Annotated in this window: 11 protein-coding genes and 1 other RNA gene; 7 read left to right on the top strand and 5 right to left on the bottom strand. The window is 63.6% G+C overall.

Features of this window, described 5'->3' with window-relative positions:
* The first annotated feature begins 225 nt into the window (after positions 1-225).
* Together ABE528_RS04655 and aqpZ are read left to right on the top strand one after the other, a co-directional pair.
* Positions 226-981 carry a GntR family transcriptional regulator gene (locus tag ABE528_RS04655; RefSeq protein ID WP_110636686.1) on the top strand — a complete coding sequence of 252 codons (756 nt, stop codon included), beginning with the start codon at positions 226-228 and terminating at the stop codon, positions 979-981.
* A gap of 150 nt (positions 982-1,131) precedes the next feature.
* Positions 1,132-1,830: an aquaporin Z gene (gene aqpZ / locus ABE528_RS04660; protein WP_152958900.1), complete on the top strand. Its 699-nt coding sequence runs from the start codon at positions 1,132-1,134 to the stop codon at positions 1,828-1,830.
* Here the strand turns inward: aqpZ and guaD are convergent.
* From guaD to xdhA, 4 genes are all read right to left on the bottom strand, one after another.
* Complete coding sequence (gene guaD, locus ABE528_RS04665) at positions 1,827-3,131, bottom strand: guanine deaminase (protein ID WP_346652330.1); 1,305 nt, start codon at positions 3,129-3,131, stop codon at positions 1,827-1,829. The two genes, aqpZ and guaD, sit on opposite strands and share 4 nt — an antisense overlap.
* 10 nt (positions 3,132-3,141) lie before the next feature.
* On the bottom strand, positions 3,142-3,987 hold the full coding sequence (gene xdhC / locus ABE528_RS04670; RefSeq protein WP_346652331.1) for a xanthine dehydrogenase accessory protein XdhC: 846 nt from the start codon (positions 3,985-3,987) through the stop codon (positions 3,142-3,144).
* A gap of 62 nt (positions 3,988-4,049) precedes the next feature.
* Positions 4,050-6,449 carry a xanthine dehydrogenase molybdopterin binding subunit gene (gene xdhB / locus ABE528_RS04675; protein WP_152958903.1) on the bottom strand — a complete coding sequence of 800 codons (2,400 nt, stop codon included), beginning with the start codon at positions 6,447-6,449 and terminating at the stop codon, positions 4,050-4,052.
* The gene (gene xdhA / locus ABE528_RS04680) at positions 6,442-7,896 is read right to left on the bottom strand and encodes a xanthine dehydrogenase small subunit (RefSeq protein ID WP_346652332.1); all 1,455 of its coding nucleotides are present in this window, start codon (positions 7,894-7,896) and stop codon (positions 6,442-6,444) included. Before xdhA ends, xdhB begins: the two co-directional genes overlap by 8 nt.
* Positions 7,897-8,163: 267 nt before the next feature.
* Here xdhA and ABE528_RS04685 point away from each other — a divergent pair, with 267 nt between their 5' ends.
* From ABE528_RS04685 to ffs, 5 genes are all read left to right on the top strand, one after another.
* The gene (locus tag ABE528_RS04685) at positions 8,164-8,823 is read left to right on the top strand and encodes a GntR family transcriptional regulator (protein ID WP_346652333.1); all 660 of its coding nucleotides are present in this window, start codon (positions 8,164-8,166) and stop codon (positions 8,821-8,823) included.
* A gap of 3 nt (positions 8,824-8,826) precedes the next feature.
* Entirely contained in the window at positions 8,827-12,315 is a 3,489-nt protein-coding gene (gene smc, locus ABE528_RS04690; RefSeq protein ID WP_346652334.1) for a chromosome segregation protein SMC, read from the top strand.
* Between the two features lie 204 nt (positions 12,316-12,519).
* Positions 12,520-13,410 carry a cell division protein ZipA gene (gene zipA, locus ABE528_RS04695; protein WP_346652335.1) on the top strand — a complete coding sequence of 297 codons (891 nt, stop codon included), beginning with the start codon at positions 12,520-12,522 and terminating at the stop codon, positions 13,408-13,410.
* Between the two features lie 100 nt (positions 13,411-13,510).
* Positions 13,511-15,841 carry an NAD-dependent DNA ligase LigA gene (ligA, locus tag ABE528_RS04700; protein WP_346652336.1) on the top strand — a complete coding sequence of 777 codons (2,331 nt, stop codon included), beginning with the start codon at positions 13,511-13,513 and terminating at the stop codon, positions 15,839-15,841.
* A 133-nt stretch (positions 15,842-15,974) separates the two neighbouring features.
* An RNA gene (gene ffs / locus ABE528_RS04705) (signal recognition particle sRNA small type) lies at positions 15,975-16,071 on the top strand.
* A gap of 284 nt (positions 16,072-16,355) precedes the next feature.
* Here ffs and ABE528_RS04710 read toward each other — a convergent pair.
* Positions 16,356-16,547, bottom strand: coding sequence for a hypothetical protein (locus tag ABE528_RS04710; protein WP_152958908.1), 192 nt, complete (start codon positions 16,545-16,547; stop codon positions 16,356-16,358).
* Positions 16,548-16,939: the final 392 nt, after the last annotated feature.

The raw sequence follows: 16,939 nt of genomic DNA on the forward strand, positions 1-16,939 counted from the left end.
GGTGGCTCCGCGAGGGGAAGGCAGACGTCTGACGCGTTTTGTTGACTTACGGGTCAAGATGTTGCTCGGTGGATTATGCTTTTGTGTACAAAGAATGCAAATAATGTTTTATGTTTTGTGTGCGCAATGCGTCGTACAACGGCTATATAGGTAAAACGCCCCCTGCGGAATCGCCTCAGCCTGTGTACAATGGCGCCATACTTTCTCTTCGTGCCTCGAGAGCCCATGAACGAACAGCTGCAACCTCTGAAAAAACCTGCGCGTACTGGCAAGGCCGGCCGCAGTGGTACCCAGGACGACATCGTCTACGCGCATATCTTCGAGGCGATCCTCGAGCAGCGATTGGCGCCGGGCACCAAGTTGAGCGAGGAAGCGCTGGGCGAGATCTTTGGCGTCAGCCGTACCATTATCCGCCGCGCCCTGTCGCGCCTGGCCCACGAAAGCGTGGTGCTGCTGCGGCCCAATCGCGGTGCGGTAGTGGCCAGCCCGACGGTTGAAGAGGCGCGCCAGGTGTTCTTCTCGCGGCGCATGGTCGAACGTGCCATCACCGAACTGGCAGTCCAGCACGCGACGCTTGAGCAGCTCAACGAACTGCGCCAGATGGTGCGTGAGGAACGCGACAGCTTCTCCCGTGGTGACCGTGGTGCGGGTATCCGCCTTTCCGGCGAGTTTCACCTCAAGTTGGCTGAAGCCGCCGGCAATGCCCCGCTGGTCAGCTTCCAGCGCAGCCTGGTGTCGCAGACTTCGCTGATCATCGCCCAGTACGAGACCGGCACGCGCTCGCACTGCTCGTATGACGAGCACATGCAATTGATCGATGCCATCGAGGCGCGTGATGCCGAGCAGGCGGTGAGCCTGATGATGCACCACATGGACCATATCGACAGCAAACTGAACCTGGACGAGGAGAGCGCCTCGGACGACCTGCACGCCGTGTTCTCGCACCTGCTGAAAAAGCCCAAGGTGTCGGCCAAGGGCTGATCGTTTGCCTGATGTGACCGAAGGGCTGCTTTTGCAGCCCTTCGTCGTTACTGGCCAATAGCCAAACGTCTGCTAAATTCTTGTGAGCAAACCTTCATCAAGCAGTTGGGCTTGCGCATCCATTGCGTTCCACTTCTTGAGGATAGGTCGATGACCATGTCTCTGGGTACACGGATGGGGGCCGAGCTGGTCGGCACCTTCTGGTTGGTTCTTGGTGGTTGTGGCAGTGCCGTACTCGCAGCCAGTTCTCCCGTCGGCATCGGTGTGCTCGGTGTCGCTTTCGCCTTCGGCCTTACCGTGCTGACCATGGCCTTCGCCATCGGCCATATCTCCGGTTGTCATCTCAACCCCGCCGTGTCGTTCGGGCTGGTGGTCGGTGGGCGCTTCCCGGCCAAAGAGCTGCTGCCCTATGTGATCGCCCAGGTGATCGGTGCCATTCTGGCGGCTGGCGTGATCTACCTCATCGCCAGTGGCAAGGCCGGTTTCGAACTGTCCTCGGGCCTGGCGTCCAACGGCTACGCCGAGCATTCGCCCGGCGGCTACACGCTGGGCGCGGGTTTCATCAGTGAAGTGGTGATGACCGCCATGTTCCTGGTGGTGATCATGGGCGCCACCGACGCCCGTGCCCCGGCAGGCTTTGCGCCGATTGCCATTGGCCTGGCCCTGACCCTGATCCACCTGATCTCGATCCCGGTGACCAATACCTCGGTCAACCCCGCGCGCAGCACGGGGCCGGCATTGTTCGTCGGCGGCTGGGCACTGCAGCAGCTGTGGCTGTTCTGGGTGGCGCCGCTGATCGGGGCTGCGATCGGCGGCGCGCTATACCGGGGCCTGGCGAAAGAACCTTAGCGCTGATGCACGCAACGCCCGGCGGCGTAGGTTTCACGCACGGTGCGGTCGTCGCCCAGGGTGGTTAGCACGAACAAGGTTTCTTCAATGCTGCTGGACTGCTGAATGCGGTAGTCCAGCAGTGGCGTGGCCTTGTAGTCGAGTACCACGAAGTCGGCATCGTTGCCTGGGCGCAGGCTGCCGATACGGTCGTCCAGGCGCAAGGCGCGAGCGCCACCGAGGGTGGCCAGGTACAGCGACTTGTACGGGTGCAGGCGTGCGCCTTGCAACTGCATCACCTTGTACGCCTCGTTCAGGGTGTTGAGCAGCGAGAAGCTGGTGCCAGCGCCGACATCGGTACCCAGGCCCACGTTGACCTTGAAGCGCTCAGCCTGGGGCAGGTTGAACAGGCCGCTGCCGAGGAACAGGTTGGAGGTCGGGCAGAACGCCACGGCCGAACCGGTTTCGGCCAGGCGCTGGCATTCGCTGTCGCACAGGTGCACGCCGTGGGCGAACACCGAGCGTTCGCTGAGCAGCTCGAAGTGGTCGTAGACGTCCAGGTAGCCTTTCTGCTCGGGGAACAACTCCTTGACCCAGTCGATTTCCTTGAGGTTCTCGGACAGGTGGGTGTGCATGTACAGGCCTGGGTATTCCTTCAGCAGCTGACCGGCCAGGGTCAGCTGTTCCGGCGTGCTGGTCGGGGCGAAGCGTGGGGTCACGGCGTAGTGCAGGCGGCCCTTGCCGTGCCAGCGCTCGATCAGCTGTTTGCTCTCGGTGTAGCCGGACTCGGCGGTGTCGGTCAGGTAGTCCGGGGCGTTGCGGTCCATCATCACCTTGCCGGCAATCATCCGCAGGTCCAGGCGCTCGGCTTCTTCGAACAGGGCATTGACCGACTGCGGGTGCACGCTGCCGAACACCAGGGCAGTGGTGGTGCCGTTGCGCAGCAGTTCCTGGAGGAAGATCTTCGCCACCTTGTCGGCGTGATCCTTGTCGGCGAACTGTTTTTCGCAAGGGAAGGTGTAGGTATTGAGCCAGTCCAGCAGTTGCTCGCCGTAGGAGCCGATCATGCCGGTCTGCGGGAAGTGGATATGCGTGTCGATGAAACCCGGGGTGATCAGTGCGTCCTGGTAATGCACCACTTCGATGTCGGCCGCCAGGCTCGGCAGCAGCTCGCTGGCAGGGCCGACGGCACTGATGCGGCCATCGTCGATCACCAGCAGGCCGTCCTCGAAATACTCATGGGAAGCGTCCAGGCCTACCTCGGCCGGGTCGGCGATGCTGTGCAGGATGGCGGCACGGTAGGCTTTGCGGGTAACGGTCATAACACACTCGTCAAATGGCTTGGCTGCGCCGGGAGGGCGGCAGCAACTGGGCAATGGGGCCAGCATTGGCGGCAGCATCGTGCTGGCCGAAGCAGGCGTTGTAGGTGGCAATGATTTCGCCGGCGATGGACACGGCAATCTCGATCGGCAGCTTGCCCTTGACTTCGGGCAGGCCCATCGGGCAGCGCATGCGCGCCAGCACGGCATCGTCGTAGCCGCGTTCGCGCAGGCGGTGCTCGAACTTGACCCGTTTGGTCTTCGAGCCGATCAGGCCGAACCAGGTGAAATCGTTGCGCTTGAGAATGGCGGCGGTCAGCTCCAGGTCGAGCTGGTGGTTGTGGGTCATGACGATGCAGTAGCTGCCTGGCGGCAGGTCGGCAACTTCGTCGACCGGTTCTTCACTGACGACCTTGGTCACCCCGTTGGGGATGAACTGGGGGAATTCCTGTTCACGCGAGTCGATCCAGCGCACCCGGCAGGGCAGCGCGGCGAGCAAGGGTACCAGAGCGCGGCCGACATGGCCCGCGCCGAACACGGCGATCTCTGCCTGCACCGCGGCCATTGGCTCGAACAGCAGCACAGTGGCGCCGCCGCAGCACTGGCCCAGGCTGGCGCCGAGGCTGAAGCGCTCCAGGTGCGGGGTGTTGCGGTGCTCTTCAAGCATCTGCCGGGCGATGTGCAGGGCCTTGTATTCCAGGTGGCCGCCGCCGATGGTGTCGAACAGGCCGGTGCTGCTGACGACCATTTTCGAGCCGGCGTTGCGTGGGGTCGAACCGCGCTCCTCGATGATGGTCACCAGCACGCAGGCTTCGCCGCGGGACTGGTGGTCGGCGAGGGCGTTGATCCATTGGTGCATGATTCAGCCTCTCTTGGCCCCTGAGGGAGTGGGTAAACCCGCTCCCACAGGGGCCTGCGTTGTCAGTGGGTGACGATTTCCAGTTCCTGTTCAGTCGGTTGCTGCTGGGCCACCGCCTTGCGCATCTGCTCGCAACCCCACAACACCCGCTCCGGCGTCGCCGGCGCATCCACCTGTGGCTGCACGCGGTAGTCGGCGATGCTGGCCACGGCGTCCTTGAGCGCGCACCAGGCGGCGATGCCGAGCATGAACGGCGGTTCGCCCACGGCCTTGGAGTGGAACACGGTGTCTTCCGGGTTCTTGCGGTTCTCCACCAGCTTCACCCGCAGGTCCAGCGGCATGTCGGCCACCGCCGGGATCTTGTAGCTGGCCGGGCCGTTGGTCATCAGCTTGCCCTTGGCGTTCCACACCAGCTCTTCGGTGGTCAGCCAGCCCATGCCCTGGATGAAGCCGCCTTCGACCTGGCCGATGTCGATGGCCGGGTTCAACGAATCACCCACGTCATGCAGGATGTCGGCGCGCAGCATCTTGTACTCGCCGGTCAGGGTGTCGACGATCACTTCCACGCAGGCAGCGCCGAAGGCGAAGTAGTAGAACGGCCGGCCACGTGCCTGGCTGCGGTCGTAGTAGATCTTCGGCGTGCGGTAGAAGCCGGTGGTCGACAGCGATACCTGGGCGAAGTACGCCTGCTGTACCAGCTGCTCGAAGCTGACGATCTGGTCGCGCACGCGCACATGGCCATTGCGGAACTCGACGTCTTCCTCGGTCACCTGGTAGTGCCGCGCGGCAAACTCGGTGAGGCGCTTCTTGAGGATTTCGGCGGCGTTCTGCGCGGCCTTGCCGTTCAGGTCGGCGCCACTCGAAGCCGCGGTCGGCGAGGTGTTGGGCACCTTGTCGGTGTTGGTGGCGGTGATCTGGATGCGGCTGAAATCGACCTGGAAGACCTGCGCCACCACCTGTGCCACCTTGGTGTTCAGGCCCTGGCCCATCTCGGTGCCGCCGTGGTTCAGGTGAATGCTGCCGTCGGTGTAGATGTGGATCAGCGCACCGGCCTGGTTGAGGAAAGTGGCGGTGAACGAGATACCGAACTTGACCGGGGTCAGCGCCAGGCCCTTCTTCAGGACCGGGCTGTTGGCGTTGAAGCGGCGGATCGATTCGCGGCGCTCGGCGTAGTCGCTGCTGGCTTCCAGTTCCGCGGTCATCTCCTCGAGCATGTTGTGCTCGACGGTCTGGTAGTAGTGGGTGACGTTGCGTTCGGTCTTGCCGTAATAGTTGGCCTTGCGCACGGCCAGTGGGTCGCGGCCCAGGTGACGGGCGATGTGGTCCATCACCTGCTCGATGGCGACCATCCCCTGCGGGCCGCCGAAGCCGCGGTAGGCGGTATTGGAGGCGGTGTTGGTCTTGCAGCGGTGGCCGTGTACGGTGGCATCGCCCAGGTAGTAGGCGTTGTCGGAGTGGAACATCGCGCGGTCGACGATCGAACCGGACAGGTCGGGCGAGTAGCCGCAGTTGCCGGCCAGCTCGAGGTTGATGCCGTGCAGGCGGCCGTCATCGTCGAAGCCGACGTCGTACTCCACATAGAACGGGTGGCGCTTGCCGGTCATGGTCATGTCTTCGACCCGCGGCAGGCGCATCTTGGTCGGTTGGCCGGTCAGGCGTGCGATCACCGCGCACAGGCAGGCCGGGCTGGCTGCCTGGGTTTCCTTGCCGCCGAAGCCGCCGCCCATGCGGCGCATGTCCAGCACCACCTTGTTCATCGGCACGTCGAGCACTTCGGCGACCAGCTTCTGCACTTCAGTAGGGTTCTGCGTGGAGCAATAGACGATCATGCCGCCATCCTCGGTGGGCATCACCGAGGAGATCTGGGTTTCCAGGTAGAAGTGCTCCTGGCCACCGATGTGCAGGGTGCCTTGCAGGCGGTGCGGGGCGCTGGCCAGGGCGGCGGCCGAATCGCCGCGCTGGTGGGTGTGGCTGTCGAGCACGAAATGTTTCTTGCGCAGCGCCTCGACCACGTCCAGCACCGGCTCCAGGTCTTCGTATTCGACGATGGCGGCCATCGCCGCACGGCGGGCAGTGTCGAGGTCGCGGGCCGCCACGGCGAGCACCGGCTGGCCGAAGAACTCGACCTTGTCGATGGCCAGCAGCGGGTCGCCGGCGGCCACCGGGCCGATGTCCTTCAGGCCCGGGATGTCTTCGTGGGTGATGGCGATGCGCACGCCTTCGAAGGCGTAGCAGGGCGTGGTGTCGATGCGCAGGATGCGCGCATGGGCGCGGTCTGCGGTGCGCGCATAGACGTGCAGCTGGTTGGGGAATTCCAGGCGGTCGTCGATGTACAGCGCTTCGCCCGACACATGCTTGTCGGCACTGTCGTGCTTGACGCTGCGGCCGACCCCGGTGGTCAGGTCTTGGCTGAACAGTTCGGCCATCTCGGCCTGGCTCTTGGCTACGTGATGGTTAGACATAGTCGGTCACCCGGGTCTCGATGTAGGGCGTTTGCTGTTCGATGAAGTACTTGCGCAGCAGGTTCTGCGCGGTCAGCAGGCGGTATTCCTTGCTGGCGCGGAAGTCGCTGAGCGGGGTGAAGTCTTCGGCCAGGGCCTGGCAGGCACGCTCGATGCTGGCCTGGTTCCACGGCTTGCCGCGCAAGGCGGCTTCGCAGGCGCGGGCGCGCTTGGGGATGGCTGCCATGCCGCCGAAGGCGATGCGCACGCCGCTGACCACGCCGTCTTCGATGCTCAGGTTGAAGGCACCGCATACGGCGGAAATGTCGTCGTCCAGGCGTTTGGACACTTTATAGGCGCGGAAGGCCCAGTCGTTGCTGGCGCGTGGCACGACGATCTTCTCGATGAACTCGCTGTCCTGGCGGGCAGTGATGCGGTAGTCGATGAAGTAGTCTTCCAGCGGCATCACCCGCTGGCGCTCGCCCTGGCGCAGGACCACCTGCGCATCCAGGGCGATCAGCAGGGGTGGCGAGTCGCCGATTGGCGAGGCGTTGCCGATGTTGCCGCCGAGGGTGCCCTGGTTGCGGATCTGCAGCGAGGCGAAGCGATGCAGCAGGTCGCCGAAGTCCGGGTATTCCTCGTTGAGGGCGCCGTAGCAATCGGTGAGCGAGGTGGCGGCGCCGATTTCCAGGTGGCTGGCGGTCTTGTCGATGCGCTTGAGTTCGGCGACGTGGCCAACGTAGATCATCACCGGCAGGGTCTTGTGGAACTGGGTGACTTCCAGCGCCAGGTCGGTACCACCGGCCAGCAGCCGGGCTTCAGGGTGCGAGCTGTACAGGTCGGCCAGGTCGGCGACGGTCAGCGGCACCAGGCAGCGCTTGTCGCCACTGTTGAGTTCGCCGGTCTGGGTTGGGGCGATGGCCTTGAGGCGGGCGATGGTCTGCCCCTGCTGGGCGTCGAACTGGTCGCGGCAGGGCTGGCGGCAGCTCTGCTCGGCGGCGTCGAGGATCGGGCGATAGCCAGTGCAGCGGCACAGGTTGCCGGCCAGGGCTTCCTGGGCCTGATGCAGGTCGGCGCCCTGGCTGTTCTTCTGCAAGGCGAACAGCGACATGACGAAACCCGGGGTGCAGAAGCCGCATTGCGAGCCATGGCAATCGGCCATGGCCTGCTGCACGCTGTGCAGTTGGCCGTTGTGCTTGAGGCCTTCGACGCTGATCAGCTGCTTGCCGTGCAAGGAGGAGACGAAGGTCAGGCAGGCGTTCAGGCTGCGGTAGCGCAGGCTGTCCTCGCCCTGGTCGTCCTGTACAAGTTCGCCGACCACCACGGTGCAGGCACCACAGTCGCCACTGGCACAGCCTTCTTTGGTGCCGGGTTTGCCCAGGTGCTCGCGCAGGTACTGCAGCACCGTCATGTTCGGGTCCAGGGCATGCTCACTACGCAGCTCCTGGTTGACGAGAAACTGGATCACGGGGATGGCCTCGCAATGGTTTTATTGTTGTTGGGCGGACAATAAGCAGACCTGTTGCAGTGGTCAATATTTTTCTGACTCAAAGGTCAGGAAAATGCGCATGCCGACGCCCAGCCGAACGCAGTGCCCATATCACAAGCATAGATCGCGCCGTGTCGCTGGCAGCCCGGCAGGTCAAATAAAGCGCCGCGCCCCTCTGCGCGCGCGCTGGGCAAGTGCGCTACAATCGCTCCCTTGTGCCCAGTTCAATGATTTTGAAGGAAAACCATGACGTTCAAGGCGCCGGACAGCCTCTCCGAGCAGATTGCCGACTACCTGGCCGAACGCATTATCCGCGGCGAGCTTGCGCCGGGTGAGCGTATCCAGGAACAGAAGGTGACCCAGGCCCTCAGTGTCAGCCGCGGTTCGGTGCGCGAAGCGTTGTTGATCCTCGAACGTCGCCATCTGGTCGCGATCCTGCCGCGACGTGGCGCCCATGTCACCGAACTGGACGAGCGCAGCGTGCGCAGCCTGTGCACCCTGATGGGCGAGTTCTACATCCTGCTGGGCAACGCCGTTGCCCAGAAATGGCGCCTGGAAGCCGACCTGCGCCCGTTTCTGGACATCCAGCAGCGCCTGCAGCAGGCTCGCGATCGCCAGGGCATCAAGGAGTTCGTCGCCGAGAGCTTCGCGGTGATGCGCGCTGCCTACCCCTTCGCTGACAACCCCTATCTGCAGGAAACCGTGGAAAACCTGCAGCCGGCCATGAGCCGCGCCTACTACCTGGCCCTGGATCAGCGCCAGGCCAACATGGACGACTACCTCGACCTGTTCGCCCGCCTGCTTGAAGCCGTGGTTGCCCGTGACCTGTCGCGCATCCGCGAGGTGCTCACCGCCTATGGCCAGCGCAGCTGCGAACTGGTGCTGGCGGCGCTGGCCCGGGGCTGACCGATGCGCCTGAAGTGCATTCGCCTGGCCGGGTTCAAGTCGTTCGTCGACCCGACCACGGTCAACTTCCCCAGCAACATGGCGGCGGTGGTCGGCCCCAACGGCTGCGGCAAGTCCAACATCATCGACGCGGTGCGCTGGGTGATGGGCGAGAGTTCGGCGAAAAACCTGCGCGGCGAGTCGATGACCGACGTCATCTTCAACGGCTCCACCAGTCGCAAGCCGGTGAGCCAGGCCAGCATCGAGCTGGTGTTCGACAACAGCGAAACCACCTTGCTGGGTGAATATGCCGCCTATGCCGAGATTTCCATCCGCCGCAAGGTCACCCGCGACGGGCAGAACAGCTATTACCTGAACGGCACCAAATGCCGCCGTCGGGACATCACCGACATCTTCCTCGGCACCGGCCTGGGCCCGCGCAGTTACTCGATCATCGAGCAGGGCATGATCTCCAAGCTGATCGAGGCCAAGCCCGAGGAACTGCGCAACTTCATCGAAGAAGCGGCCGGCATCTCCAAGTACAAGGAGCGCCGCCGCGAGACCGAAAGCCGCATCCGTCGCACCCAGGAGAACCTGGCGCGCCTGACCGACCTGCGCGAAGAGCTGGAGCGCCAGCTCGAACGCCTGCACCGCCAGGCTCAGGCCGCCGAGAAGTACCGCGAATACAAGGCCCTTGAGCGCCAGCTCAAGGCGCGCCTGTCGGCCCTGCGCTGGCGCGACCTGGACGAGCGTGTGCGCCAGCGCGAGAGCGCGATCGGCGAGCAGGACATCGCCCACGAGGCACTGGTTGCCGAGCAGCGCAATGCCGATGCCAGCATCGAGCGCCTGCGCGATGGTCACCATGAATTGTCGGAGCGCTTCAACCAGGTGCAGGGCCGCTTCTATTCGGTGGCCGGTGACATCGCCCGGGTAGAACAGAGCATCCAGCACGGCCAGCAGCGCCTGCGCCAGTTGCAGGACGACTTCAAGGAGGCCGAGCGCACGCGCCAGGAAACCGAATCGCACCTGGGCCATGACCGCACCCTGCTGGCCACCCTGGGTGAAGAGCTGGCCATGCTTGAGCCGGAGCAGGAACTGACCCTGGCCGCCGCCGAAGAGGCTGCCGCCACCCTTGAAGAGGCCGAGCTGGGCATGCACGCCTGGCAGGAGCAATGGGACGGTTTCAATACCCGCTCTGCCGAGCCGCGGCGCCAGGCCGAAGTGCAGCAGGCGCGCCTGCAGCAGCTGGAGGCCAGCCTGGAACGCATTGCCGAGCGCCAGCGCAAGCTGGTCGAGGAGGGCGAGCAGCTGGGTGCTGAACCACAGGATGGCTCATTGCTTGAACTCGCCGAGCAACTGGCCAGCAGCGAGATGCTGCTGGAGGAGTTGCAGTTGTCGGAGGAGCAGGTGGTCGAGCGCCTAGAAAGCGTGCGCGAGCAACTGCAGCAAGCGACCAGTGCCCAGCAACAGCAGCAGGGCGACCTGCAGCGCCTCGGCGGCCGCCTGGCCTCGTTGGAGGCGCTGCAGCAGGCCGCGCTGGAGCCTGGCGTCGGCGCCGCCGACTGGCTGCGCGAGCAAGGCCTGGAGCAGCGCCCGCGGCTGGCTGAGGGGCTGCGCGTAGAGCCGGGTTGGGAGCTGGCGGTGGAAACTGTGCTCGGTGCCGACTTGCAGGCCGTGCTGCTGGACGATTTTGCCGGGCTGGATTTCCACGGCCTGGAGCAGGGCGAGCTACGCCTGTTGCTGGCAGCTGGGAGCGGCGAGCGTCAGCCCGGCAGCCTGCTCGACAAGGTTGAAGGGCGCATCGATCTGGCCCCGTGGCTGGGCCGGGTGCAGCCGGTCGAAGACCTTGCCGAGGCCCTGGCACGGCGTGCAGCCCTGGGCGAAGGGCAGAGCCTGGTGAGCCGCGATGGCTACTGGGTCGGTCGCCATTTCCTGCGCGTCAGCCGGGGTGGCGAGGCCCAGGGCGGCGTGCTGGCCCGTGGCCAGGAAATCGAACGCCTGGGGCAGGAGCAGTTGGAGTTTGAAGACGCGCTGGGGCAGCTGGAGCAGCAGCTTCAGGCGGCCCGCGAGCAGCAGCTGGACCTGGAAGAACAGCGTGAGCAACTGCGCCGCCGCACCCAGGAAGAAAGCCGCCAGCACGGTGAACTCAAGGCCAGCCTGTCCGCCGGCCGTGCCCGTGCCGAACAGGTAGAGCTACGCCGCCGCCGCCTGCAGGAAGAGCTGACCGAGCTTCAGGAGCAGCGTGCCCTGGAGCAGGAGCGGTTGGGCGAGGCGCGCCTGGTGCTGCAAGAAGCTCTGGACCTGATGGCCCAGGACACCGAGCAGCGCGAACAGTTGATGGCGCGCCGCGACACCCTGCGCGAAGGCCTTGATCGCATTCGCCAGGAAGCCCGCCAGCACAAGGATCATGCCCACCAACTGGCCGTGCGTCTGGGCTCGCTGCGTGCGCAGCACGACTCCACCCGTCAGGCTCTGGAGCGCCTGGAGCAGCAGGCCGTGCGCCTGAGCGAGCGCCAGGAGCAGTTGAGCCTGAACCTGGAAGAAGGTGAGGCTCCGCTCGAAGAACTGCGCCTGAAGCTCGAAGAGTTGCTGGAGCGGCGCATGAGCGTCGACGAAGAAATGCGCCTGGCGCGCCTGCACATGGATGAAGCCGACCGCGCACTGCGCGATGCCGAAAAGCGCCGCACCCAGGCCGAGCAGCAAGCCCAGCTGCTGCGTGGCCAGCTGGAGCAGATGCGCCTGGAAAACCAGGGCCTGGATATCCGTCGAAAAACCCTACAGGAACAATTGCTGGCCGACGGCTACGATTTGCAGGGCGTGCTCGCCACCGTCGAGGCCGATGCCAGCGAGCAGGGCACCGAGCAGGAGCTGGAGCAGATCGAAGGCCGCATCCAGCGCCTGGGTGCGATCAACCTGGCGGCCATCGAGGAGTACGAGCAGCAGTCCGAGCGCAAGCGTTACCTGGACGCCCAGGACGCCGACCTGGTCGAGGCCCTGGACACCCTGGAAAACGTCATCCGCAAGATCGACAAGGAAACCCGCAACCGCTTCAAGGATACCTTTGATCAGATAAATGCCGGATTACAGGCACTTTTTCCAAAAGTTTTCGGTGGTGGCAGCGCTTATCTGGAACTGACGGGCGAAGATCTACTCGATACAGGGGTGACGATCATGGCGCGTCCGCCGGGCAAGAAGAACAGCACCATCCATCTGCTGTCCGGCGGCGAGAAGGCACTGACTGCATTGGCGCTGGTGTTTGCCATCTTCAAGTTGAACCCCGCACCGTTCTGCATGCTCGACGAAGTCGATGCGCCGCTGGACGATGCCAACGTCGGGCGGTACGCCCGGCTGGTCAAGGAAATGAGTGAAAGCGTGCAGTTCATCTACATCACCCATAACAAGATTGCCATGGAGATGGCGGATCAATTGATGGGGGTGACCATGCATGAGCCCGGTTGTTCACGTCTTGTTGCAGTTGATGTGGAGGAGGCCCTGGCCATGGTGGACGCCTGATGAGCGAAGATAGGGCGAAAAGCGTAGGCAAATGCCCCTGTCATGTGCGACAGACGGTGTAAAGTTGTCTTTGGTCGTGCTAGCTTAATGTCACTCGTTTTTTGCGTGGGTAAAACGCCTGTCAGAACATAGAGTTGGCGCCACGTGTTAAAGGGCTTTGAACCCTTTGTTTTCAAGCATATTTTTATAGAGGCACGGGATTACATGGAAATCGGTCTGCGCGAGTGGCTGATCGTCATCGGCGTCATAGTCATCGCCGGTATTCTTTTCGACGGCTGGCGCCGCATGCGCGGCGGGAAAGGCAAGCTGAAATTCCGTCTGGATCGCAGTTATTCCAACCTGCCGGACGAGGAGGGGAGTGCTGAAGTGCTTGGCCCGTCGCGGGTGCTGGATGCCCAGAAGGAGCCTGAACTGGACGAGACCGACCTGCCCTCGGTCAGTGCACCAGCGCGTGAGCGCGAACGTGAGCGCGAGCCGAAGCCGGCCAAGGCCAGCAAGCGCGGCAAGCGTGTGGCCGAAGCGCAGCAGCAGGGCGACCTGAACCTGGCCGCCGAGCCGCGCGAGCCCGACCTGTTCGCCGATGGCGACGAAGATTTCACTGCCGACAACACCCGCAGCAGCGGCTTTGCGGCCACTGGCAATGCAGCCAAGGAGTTGCCACCGGTCGAGGAAGTGCTGGTGATCAGCGTGATTTCCCGCGACGAAGGTGGCTTCAAGGGCCCGGCCCTGCTGCAGAACATTCTCGAAAGCGGCCTGCGTTTTGGCGAGATGGATATCTTCCACCGCCACGAAAGCATGGCCGGTCACGGTGAAGTGCTGTTCTCCATGGCCAACGCGGTCAAGCCTGGCATCTTCGACCTGGACGACATCGACCACTTCAGCACCCGTGCGGTGAGCTTCTTCCTTGGCCTGCCAGGCCCGCGTCATCCGAAGCAGGCCTTCGACGTGATGGTGGCGGCAGCGCGCAAGCTGGCCCACGAGCTCAATGGCGAACTGAAGGACGACCAGCGCAGCGTGCTGACCGCCCAGACCATCGAGCACTACCGCCAGCGCATCGTCGAATTCGAGCGCCGTGCGCTGACCCAGAAGCGCTGATTTGCCCAAGTGGGCGGACCTGGCCTCGGTCTCGCCCACCCTGTTTCAAGCGCAAGAGCAGCCCTGGGCTGCTCTTTTGCTTTGCAAGAGAACCTGAAGAATGACCGCCGAAACCCGAATCCACGAACTGCGCGCCGAGCTTGATCAGCACAACTACCGCTACTACGTGCTCGACGAGCCGAGCGTGCCCGATGCCGAGTACGACCGCCTGTTCAATGAGCTCAAGGCGCTCGAAGCCGAGCACCCGCACCTGGTGACCCCTGACTCGCCTACCCAGCGTGTCGGTGGTGCTGCCCTGGCGGCCTTCAGCCAGGTTCGCCACGAAGTGCCGATGCTCAGCCTGGGCAACGCCTTCGAGGAGGCCGACCTGCGTGAGTTCGGCCGCCGCGTGGTCGATGGGCTCGACCAGCCCGGCACGGTGGACTTCAGTTGCGAGCCGAAGCTCGATGGCCTGGCGGTGAGCCTGCTCTATCGTAACGGCCAGCTGGTGCAGGGCGCCACTCGGGGCGACGGCACCACCGGCGAGGACATCAGCGCCAACGTGCGTACCGTGCGCAACATCCCGCTGAAGCTGCACGGTGAAGGTTGGCCCGCCGTGCTCGAAGTGCGTGGTGAGGTGTACATGAGCAAGGCCGGCTTCGACCGCCTCAATGCCGCCCAGGCTGAAGCCGGTGGCAAGACTTTTGCCAACCCGCGCAACGCCGCTGCCGGCAGCCTGCGCCAGCTGGATTCGAAGATCACCGCCAGCCGCCCGCTGGAATTCTGCTGCTACGGCGTCGGGCAGGTCTCCGCGAGCATCGGCGAAAGCCACATTGGCATCCTTGAGCAGCTCAAGCAGTGGGGCCTGCCGATCAGTCGCGAGCTCAGGCATGCGGCCGGTATCGAAGAGTGCCTGGCCTATTACCGCGACATCGGCGAACGGCGCAACAGCCTGCCGTACGAGATCGACGGCGTGGTATTCAAGGTCAATAGCCTGGCGGCCCAGCGCGAGCTGGGCTTCCGCGCCCGTGAACCGCGGTGGGCCATTGCCCATAAGTTCCCGGCCATGGAAGAGCTCACCGAGGTGCTGGACGTGGAATTCCAGGTCGGCCGTACCGGCGCGGTCACGCCGGTGGCGCGCCTGAAACCGGTCAAGGTGGCGGGCGTGACGGTGTCCAACGCTACCCTGCACAACATGGACGAAATCGCCCGGCTGGGGCTGCGCATCGGTGATACGGTGATCATCCGCCGTGCCGGTGACGTGATCCCGCAGGTCATGCAAGTGGTGCTCGAGCGCCGCCCCGAAGGTGCCCGTCCGGTACACGTGCCGAGCGAATGCCCGGTCTGTGGCTCCCAGGTCGAACGTACCCAGCTGGTCAAGCGCAGCAAGGGCAAGGAAACTACCAGTGAAGGTGCGGTGTACCGCTGCGTCGGCCGCCTGGCCTGCGCTGCCCAGCTCAAGCAGGCAATCATTCACTATGTGTCTCGCCGCGCCATGGACATCGATGGCCTGGGCGAGAAAAGCGTCGAGCAGCTGGTGGATGAAGGGCTGATCAGCTCGCCCGCCGACTTGTACAAGCTGGAGTTCGAGCAGATCGTCGGCCTGGAGGGCTTTGCCGAGGTTTCCAGCAAGAAGCTGCTGGACGCCATCGAAGCCAGCAAGCGCCCGAGCCTGGCGCGTTTCATCTATGCCTTGGGCATTCCCGATGTCGGCGAGGAGACCGCCAAGGTCCTGGCCCGTTCGCTGGGCAGCCTGGCCCGCGTGCAGCAGGCGCTGCCACAGGTGCTGACCTACTTGCCGGACATCGGCCTGGAGGTCGCCTACGAGATCCACAACTTCTTCGAGGATGAGCACAACCGTAAGGTCATCGAGCAGTTGCTGGCCAGCGGCATGCAGTTGCAGGACGAAGGTGAGCTGGCCGCCGAGTTCGCCGCCAGCACGACCCTTGCCGGCATGATCGCCAAGCTGGACATCGCTTCGGTCGGCCCGACCGGCGCCGAGAAGCTGGCAGCCAAGCTCGATAGCCTGGACAAGATCATCGCCGCTGACGGCATCGACCTGCGTCAGGCGCTGGCGGCGAAGCAGGCCGACGCGGTGCGCGAATTCTTCAAGGATGAGGCCAACCAGAAGCTGGCCCGTGATATCGAGGCCCAGTTGTTGGCTTTCGGCATGCACTGGAGCAGCGAGAAGAAGGTGGCTGAAGGCCTGCCGCTCGCCGGCCAGACCTGGGTGCTGACGGGGTCCCTGGAGCGTTTCAGTCGCGACATCGCCAAAGAGAAGCTGGAGGGATTGGGCGCCAAGGTGGCCGGCTCGGTGTCTGGCAAGACCCACTGCGTGGTCGCCGGCCCTGGTGCTGGCTCCAAACTGGCCAAAGCCAGTGAGTTGGGCGTGAAGGTGCTGGACGAGGAGGCCTTCGTTGCCTTCCTGGCGGGGCATGGCATCACTGTCTAAAGGTGAAGGTCGCCGTGCAACCCGGACAAGTCATTGAGAAATGATGACTTTTTCGTGCGTAGAGGTTGTATCTTCGCCCCAGACCGGTACAATGGCGCGGCTCGCTGCTTGGCGAGCCGCGTAGTGGTGGCCCCATCGGTCCCCCCGCATTGATTACCCGTTAACCTGGTCAGGCCCGGAAGGGAGCAGCCATAGCGGGAACATCGAGTGCCGGGGTGTGGCTGGTGGGGCCGCCTCCATTTCCGGGGTCGGAAAACTTCATTCGGCCCTGCTTTCAGTTTCATTCCCCTCTGTATCACTTGGCTACAGGTGTCGCATGATCAATGTGCCGACAACTATCAAGGTCAAAGTGAATCCTGCGCCCAGGCAGAAAGGCAGCACCTCTTGCCATATGGATACGTTCCTGGCTCTGCGCATGTCCTCTTCCATTGCCTCGAGATCATGGTGGAATTGCTCGCGAATTTCCTGGATCGACCGATGCATGAGCTTCCTCTTGTAGCTGGTTAGCGGGTAGTTATCTGGTCAGGAGGCTGATGATTGTGCCTATCGCCCCCAGTGCGGCGGAGCCGACTACGTACGGATACCAGAATGTCTCCCGTTTGAGTTTGCTCGCTTCAGCCAGAAATTTACTGGCTTCGGCTCTGAGTTTGTGGTTCTCGATCAGAAGCCTGTCGAGTTCAAGATTGTCACGGTCGTCCTGACGCATGAGGCTTCCTTGTTCGATAGCGAGCGCGCCTGTGCAGCTATTTTGTTCTGTTTCCTTTCTTGGGGAAATCGTTCGCTTCGGATGTGGTTGTAGTCTCGGGGGCTTTGATTTTCCGATATTTCAAGGGCTGCAGCGTGTGCCTGGAATTCTCCTTGGTTAAAAAGAGAAATCTCCTACACGCATTCATTTGCTGAAGAATTATCCTACGCAACCTGTCGCCACCCGTCTGATTGTCCCTTGGAAGCCTGCCCTTTAGCATTTTGTGGTCGCTGTCGGTTCAGCGATCGGGTGTGGAAGCCCAGCGGTGTGGCGTATGTCGTTATGACAGTTGTGCGCGGGAGGCTCTCAAGCCTGCCGGGCTCGCCGTACCCTGGTCTTCCACCTCGCGTACA

The organism is Pseudomonas sp. TWI628, assembly GCF_039673865.1.
GTDB lineage: Bacteria > Pseudomonadota > Gammaproteobacteria > Pseudomonadales > Pseudomonadaceae > Aquipseudomonas.

Coding starts and splice junctions, on each gene's coding strand:
- guaD (WP_346652330.1), bottom strand. CDS start 3,131: ATGACCGTTACCCGCAAAGCCTACCGTGCCGCCATCCTGCACAGCATC.
- ABE528_RS04685 (WP_346652333.1), top strand. CDS start 8,164: ATGACGTTCAAGGCGCCGGACAGCCTCTCCGAGCAGATTGCCGACTAC.
- ABE528_RS04710 (WP_152958908.1), bottom strand. CDS start 16,547: ATGCGTCAGGACGACCGTGACAATCTTGAACTCGACAGGCTTCTGATC.
- xdhC (WP_346652331.1), bottom strand. CDS start 3,987: ATGCACCAATGGATCAACGCCCTCGCCGACCACCAGTCCCGCGGCGAA.
- zipA (WP_346652335.1), top strand. CDS start 12,520: ATGGAAATCGGTCTGCGCGAGTGGCTGATCGTCATCGGCGTCATAGTC.
- smc (WP_346652334.1), top strand. CDS start 8,827: ATGCGCCTGAAGTGCATTCGCCTGGCCGGGTTCAAGTCGTTCGTCGAC.
- ABE528_RS04655 (WP_110636686.1), top strand. CDS start 226: ATGAACGAACAGCTGCAACCTCTGAAAAAACCTGCGCGTACTGGCAAG.
- xdhB (WP_152958903.1), bottom strand. CDS start 6,449: ATGTCTAACCATCACGTAGCCAAGAGCCAGGCCGAGATGGCCGAACTG.
- ligA (WP_346652336.1), top strand. CDS start 13,511: ATGACCGCCGAAACCCGAATCCACGAACTGCGCGCCGAGCTTGATCAG.
- aqpZ (WP_152958900.1), top strand. CDS start 1,132: ATGACCATGTCTCTGGGTACACGGATGGGGGCCGAGCTGGTCGGCACC.